The organism is Mangrovibacter plantisponsor (assembly GCF_003182475.1).
Taxonomy (GTDB): Bacteria; Pseudomonadota; Gammaproteobacteria; order Enterobacterales; family Enterobacteriaceae; genus Mangrovibacter; species Mangrovibacter plantisponsor.
Genome location: NZ_QGTS01000016.1, coordinates 92,430 through 98,829, shown reverse-complemented (window position 1 = coordinate 98,829; position 6,400 = coordinate 92,430). Strand labels below are relative to the sequence as shown.

General features: G+C 48.6%; 6 protein-coding genes. 2 read left to right on the top strand and 4 right to left on the bottom strand.

The window, feature by feature from the left end:
* The first annotated feature begins 406 nt into the window (after positions 1 to 406).
* Positions 407 to 1,096, top strand: coding sequence for a FadR/GntR family transcriptional regulator (locus DES37_RS21370; protein ID WP_110027820.1), 690 nt, complete (start codon positions 407 to 409; stop codon positions 1,094 to 1,096).
* Positions 1,097 to 1,126: 30 nt separating this feature from the next.
* Complete coding sequence (mdtD, locus tag DES37_RS21365) at positions 1,127 to 2,521, top strand: multidrug transporter subunit MdtD (protein WP_110027818.1); 1,395 nt, start codon at positions 1,127 to 1,129, stop codon at positions 2,519 to 2,521.
* Here the strand turns inward: mdtD and rbsR are convergent.
* From rbsR to rbsC, 4 genes are all read right to left on the bottom strand, one after another.
* Positions 2,518 to 3,501, bottom strand: a complete 984-nt coding sequence (gene rbsR / locus DES37_RS21360) for a ribose operon transcriptional repressor RbsR (RefSeq protein ID WP_170123805.1) — start codon at positions 3,499 to 3,501, stop codon at positions 2,518 to 2,520. The two genes, mdtD and rbsR, sit on opposite strands and share 4 nt — an antisense overlap.
* Positions 3,502 to 3,515: 14 nt before the next feature.
* Positions 3,516 to 4,445: a ribokinase gene (rbsK, locus tag DES37_RS21355; protein ID WP_036114055.1), complete on the bottom strand. Its 930-nt coding sequence runs from the start codon at positions 4,443 to 4,445 to the stop codon at positions 3,516 to 3,518.
* A gap of 67 nt (positions 4,446 to 4,512) precedes the next feature.
* Positions 4,513 to 5,400, bottom strand: a complete 888-nt coding sequence (gene rbsB / locus DES37_RS21350) for a ribose ABC transporter substrate-binding protein RbsB (RefSeq protein WP_110027815.1) — start codon at positions 5,398 to 5,400, stop codon at positions 4,513 to 4,515.
* Between the two features lie 26 nt (positions 5,401 to 5,426).
* Entirely contained in the window at positions 5,427 to 6,392 is a 966-nt protein-coding gene (rbsC, locus tag DES37_RS21345; RefSeq protein ID WP_036114049.1) for a ribose ABC transporter permease, read from the bottom strand.
* Positions 6,393 to 6,400 lie beyond the last annotated feature (8 nt).

Here is a 6,400-nt window from a genome sequence, read left to right as displayed (position 1 = left end):
CTCTTTAAGACTTGATAATTTTTAGCGTCTTTCGACGTTAAGATATCAGTGCTTATGAGTGCCCACACAGATTGTCTGATAAATTGTTAAAGAGCGTTGCCACCGTATTTCCGGGTGGCGCGGGCTGCGTATATTACGCTTTCCCGCTGCAGAGTCAAGCATTTATTTTCACTTAACTTTGCCTGACAGGCCGGTTTGTTTGCCGTTGCGCCGTGTCAGTGGAGGCGCATTATAGGGACTCTTCTCAGACAGGCAAGTAAAAATTTAAAAAAATTTACTAACCGCATTTTTTTTCACCATACCGATGGTAAATTCAACAAATATGCTGTTATTTGCTGAATTAAACACCATGAAAGAGTCGCGAGTGGCATACTAAAGCAGTCAAAACGCCTGAGGATTACCCCGCATGTCACTGAATGCACAACAACTGGCGGCCCAAAAGAACCTTTCCTGGGTACTGGCCGAGAAATTAGCCCGCAAAATACTGACTGGTGAGTATGAGTCTGGGTCTATTTTACCTGGCGAAATGGAGTTAGGTGAACTGTACAGCGTCAGCCGAACGGCGGTGCGTGAAGCTGTAAAAACCCTGGCGGCAAAAGGGATGGTGCTTCCCAGACCACGCATTGGTACGCGAGTTATGCCCCGCAGCAACTGGAACTTCCTCGATAAAGAATTACTCACCTGGTGGATGACCCAGGATAACTTCAGTGAAATAGTTAATTACTTCCTGATAATGCGTAATAGCCTTGAACCCCAGGCCTGTGCGCTGGCGGCAAGTAATGGTAGCGGTGAGCAAAAAGCCCGCCTGGCATCAACAATGGAAGATATGAAAGCACTACGAACTAAATATGATCGCGAAATATGGGTAGATATAGATACTACTTACCACGAACAAATTTACATCATGAGCGGAAATCCATTTCTTTCTTCTTTTGCGAACCTGTTCAGGTCTGTTTATTACAACTATTTTTCTTCTATTGCTAACAATGAAGTTATCAAGCTCGACAGCCATCAGGCTATTGTCGATGCAATCATAAAAGGCGACAGCCAACAGGCGTTCATTGCCTGCCAGGCATTGCTGGCTGAAGATAAATAACCACACACCAGGCGTACAAACAGGATTGGTATGCTCCATAAAGCCCGAAGCATGTCTGGCCTGCCATGGATAGCCGCGATGGCTTTCTTTATGCAGGCGCTTGACGCAACTATCTTAAACACAGCGCTTCCGGCTATTGCTCACAGCCTGAATCGTTCTCCCCTGGCAATGCAATCGGCGATTATCAGTTACACGCTGACTGTCGCCATGTTGATTCCTGTTAGCGGGTGGCTGGCAGACAGATTCGGTACACGCCGGGTTTTCATGATTGCTGTCACCTTGTTTACACTAGGCTCTCTGGCATGTGCGCTATCCGGGTCTCTGGGCCAACTGGTCATCTTCCGTGTCATTCAAGGGGTTGGTGGGGCAATGATGATGCCCGTGGCCAGGCTTGCACTATTGCGTGCTTACCCACGCAGTGAACTGCTTCCGGTTTTAAACTTTGTCACTATGCCCGGCCTGGTGGGCCCGATTTTAGGGCCTTTACTGGGAGGAGTTCTTGTTACATGGGCGAGCTGGCACTGGATATTTCTCATTAATATTCCGATAGGAATTATGGGGCTGCTTTATGCCAGAAAGTACATGCCCAATTTCACGACACCCCCAAGGCATTTTGATCTACCAGGATTTTTGTTATTTGGCCTGAGTCTGGTTCTTATCTCCAGTGGTGTTGAGTTATTTGGTGAAAAGATTGTTGAGCCCTGGCTGGCTGGAAGTATTACGCTGGGAGGAATCGCCTTGCTGCTGGGGTATGTGGCTCATGCTCATAACCATCCGGCTCCACTGATTGCCCTACCTCTATTCAAAACACGCACATTCTCGGTAGGTATTTTAGGCAATATAGCCTCCCGCCTTGGTACAGGGTGCATTCCTTTCCTGATGCCGTTAATGCTTCAGGTGGGTTTTGGTTTCCCGGCGTTTATAGCAGGTTGCATGATGGCACCAACAGCTGTTGGGTCGATTCTGGCAAAATCGACAGTGACACAAGTGCTAAGGAAATTCGGCTACCGCACCACGCTGGTGGGAATTACCGCTTTTATTGGTCTGATGATTGCTCAGTTCGCCCTGCAATCCCCCGGCATGCCACTGTGGGAACTGATTTTACCGCTGTTCATTTTAGGCATGGCAATGTCCACACAGTTTACATCCATGAACACCATTACACTTGCCGACCTGTCTGATGAAAATGCCAGTAGCGGGAACAGTGTTCTGGCCGTTACACAACAATTATCCATAAGCCTTGGTGTGGCAGTAAGTGCTGTAATTTTACGGTTCTATGCCGGATTTCCGCATCTTGATACTGTTGCGCAATTCCACCATACGTTTATTACGATGGGATTAATCACGATGCTGTCTGGCGCCGTCTTTTTAATGTTGAAGAAGAAAGACGGGAGAAATTTAATTGCCAGAAAAATGCATGACTAGGCGGAACCTCTGATGATGAGTTCTGGCGTAAGCTGTAAACGCTGCTGCTGCTGTGCTGGTTCAGCCATACGATGAATAAGCACATCAATTGCCAACTCACCCAATTCATCTTTTGGTTGATGAATAGTGGTGAGTGGCGGTGTCATATACTGTGCCAGTTCAATGTCATCATAGCCAATAACAGCCATATCCTGAGGCACAGATACTCCAGCCTGATACAGAGCCTGATATGCGCCAACAGCCATCGCATCATTACCGGCAAAAACAGCGTCAGGCCGCTCAGGTAACGCAAGTAATGACTGCATGGCCTGGTACCCCCCCGAAAACTCAAAATTACCGGTAATTTCATACCCTTCAGGGATAGTTAACCCAGCACGGGACATGGCAGCACGGTAACCGTCAAGACGGAGGCGGGAAGGTGTTTTATCTAATGGACCTGTAATACAAGCGATACGCTGGTAGCCTTTGTCAATAAGGTACTGAGTGGCCATGTCGCCTCCCAGTAATGAGTTATCCTGAATCAGATCACTGGGGCCACTAAATGGCTCCCAGTCCATCATCACAATAGGAATTGCCGGGTAACGCGCAATAATGGCGGGAGAAGGCTGATGAGTCTCCGTACACAATAACAGCAGCCCATCAACACGCTTTTGCAGCAATGTTTCCAGATTGCGGTTCATACGCTGTTCATCACCTTCGGTATTACACAGCACCAGGCTGTAGCCCCGTTCGAAACAACTCCGTTCCACACCACGAACCAGTTCCGAATAAAATGGGTTGGTACTGGCGGTAATCAGCATTCCAATAGTACGGGTCTGGTTCAACTTCAGGCTTCTGGCTAGTGCCGAAGGCGCGTAGTTAAGCTGTTTAACAGCCGACTCGACCTTTTCACGTACCGGGTCACTGACATAGCGGTCATTATTGATGACATGAGAAACCGTTGATGTGGAAACCCCCGCCAGCCGCGCCACATCTTTCATTGTCGCCACAAAAACTATCCTTGCTCAGAAAGAAAACGGTCAATCTCTTCACGCCATGGTACAGATGGCTGAGCCCCTTTGCGGGTTACCGCAATGGCAGCAGCGGCATGGCCAAAACGAATGGCGTCCCGCAACGGTTTCCCTTCAATCAGTGCAGTAACCAGCGCGCCATTAAACGTATCACCAGCGGCAATCGTATCCACTGCTTTAACTTTGAACCCGGCAATACGCTCATTAATACTTCCGTCACTTACCCACACACCACGGCTTCCCATGGTTATCATGACAATACCAATACCTTTCTCATGTAATTTTTGTGCGGCTTTGGCGGCATCAGCTTCTGTTTCAACGCGAATACCGGTTAATTTCTCTGCTTCCGTTTCATTAGGGGTAATGATATCGACCAGAGCCAGTAATTCATCGGAAAGTGGGCAGGCTGGAGCTGGGTTGAGAATAACAGTGGTATCGTTCTGATGAGCAATACGGGCCGCAGCAAGTACGCTTTCCACTGGGGACTCCAGTTGCATCAATAATGCTGATGCACTGGCAATCAGTGTACTGTGCTTTTCTACCCGCTCAGGCGTTAGTGCGCTATTGGCGCCCGCATGAATACCAATAACGTTCTCGCCTTCCTGGTTAACGAAAATAAGCGCTACCCCGGTTGATTCCCCATCAACAGAATCGACAGGCGAGACATCAATGTTGTCGCTGGCTAACTGCCGACGTACTTGCTGGCCAATATCATCGCTCCCAACACAAGCGATAAAAGAGATATTTGCGCCACTACGGCCGGCTGCAACAGCCTGGTTGGCACCTTTGCCACCAAAGGCAACCTGATAATGCTGACCTGTTACCGTTTCCCCCGGAGTCGGAAATTGTGCAAGGTTAAGAATATGGTCCGCATTGATACTCCCCAGAACAACAAGCTTCTCAGTGGTCTTCATTATCAGGATGTCCTTTTTAGTGCGCCACCATAACTGGTGGCGCTGCCATGCTTTTCTTAATGTCGAATTATTTGGTAACCAGTTTCAAATCCACCGGGATTTTTGCTTCAACTTTTTCGCCTTTAAGCACTTTATCTGCCGTTTCAACGCCGATAACGCCAATTTGCTCAGGCTGCTGGGCAACTGTGGCACCCATTTTTCCACTTTCAACCGCTTTGATACCGTCATCTGTGCCATCAAAGCCAACAACTAATACGCCTGATTTCCCGGCGGTTTGCAAAGCACGTAACGCACCCAATGCCATTTCATCATTCTGCGCAAACACGGCCTGCACATCAGGATGCGCAGTCAGCAGGTTTTGCATAACGTTCAGGCCTTTTGTCCGGTCGAAGTCTGCAGGCTGGCTGGCAAGAACATTAAATTTATGGGCAGCAACTGCCTGGGCAAAACCTTCGCCGCGTTCACGCGCAGCAGAAGTCCCGGCAATCCCCTGTAACTCAATAACTTTGGCGTTATCGCCAAGTTTTTTCGCAATAAAGTCACCCGCCATTTTCCCACCAGCAACGTTATCAGAAGCGATGTGGCTGACAACAGTGCCCTGGTTTGCCACACGATCAAGTGTGATAACCGGGATTTTAGCCTGATTAGCCATTTTAACTGCGTTGCCCACAGCATCGGAATCAGTTGGGTTAATCAGCATCAGTTTAGTGCCACGGACTGTCAGATCCTGTACGTTAGCTAACTCTTTCGCCGGGTTGTTTTGAGAATCCAGAATCACCAGGTTATAACCCAGTTTATTCGCCTCTTTTTGAGCACCGTCTTTCAGGGAAACAAAGAAGGGGTTATTCAGAGTAGAAATAACCAGTGCGATGGTATCTTTTGCCATGGCATTTGCACTCACTGTCGCGCTCAAAGCAACAGCAGAAACGAGGGTTGCCAGTTTTTTCATATTCATATCAAGATGTCCTGTAGAGTAATGAATTACTGCTTTTTGTTGTCCACCAGCACCGCCAACAAAATTACAACCGCTTTGACGATCATCTGGTAATAGGAAGAAACACCTAATAAATTCAAACCATTATTCAGGAAGCCCAAAATCAGCGCACCGATAAGCGTTCCCATAATGCGCCCTTTCCCGCCAGCAAGGCTGGTTCCACCGAGCACCACAGCGGCAATCGCATCTAATTCATACCCCGTCCCGGCAGTAGGTTGAGCAGAAGAAAGACGCGCGACCTCAATAATGCCAGCCAGAGAAGCCAGCAGGCCACACAGGGAATAGACAATAATCTTTACTTTATCAACACTAATCCCGGACAGACGGGTTGCGGCTTCATTACCACCCAGCGCATAGATGTAACGGCCCAGGCGCGTATGGTGCAACATATACCATGCAGCAGCGAACACGATTGCCATAATCCATACTGGTGTTGGGATACCCAGTGGGCGACCAATACCAAACCAGCCAAACAAGTCTGCGTTATCGGAAAACCCCGTGTTAACCGGGCTACCGTTGGTGTACACCATGGTCACCCCGCGCAGTAACAGCATCATGACCAGTGTGGCAATAAACGCCTGCACCCGCCCTTTCGCAACAATCACCCCGGTAACGCCACCAATAGCCGCACCCAGTGCCAGAGCAGCAGCGATGGCAACCAGTGAATTGACTTCAATCCCCACAATGGATGCTGCCACAGCGCCCGTTAGCGCCAGTAATGAACCAACGGACAAATCAATGCCAGAAGTGAGGATAACCAGCGTCATCCCGACGGCCATAATGGCGTTCACGGAGGTTTGCTGGAGAATATTAAACAGGTTGTTTACTGTGAAAAAATTAGGGCTCATTGTAGATACAATGGCAATCAACACCAGGAGCGCAATCAACGATTTTTGCTCCATCAGCCAGGCTTTACTGAACCAGCGACGGGATGGAATAGACTGGGTACTCATTTTTTGCT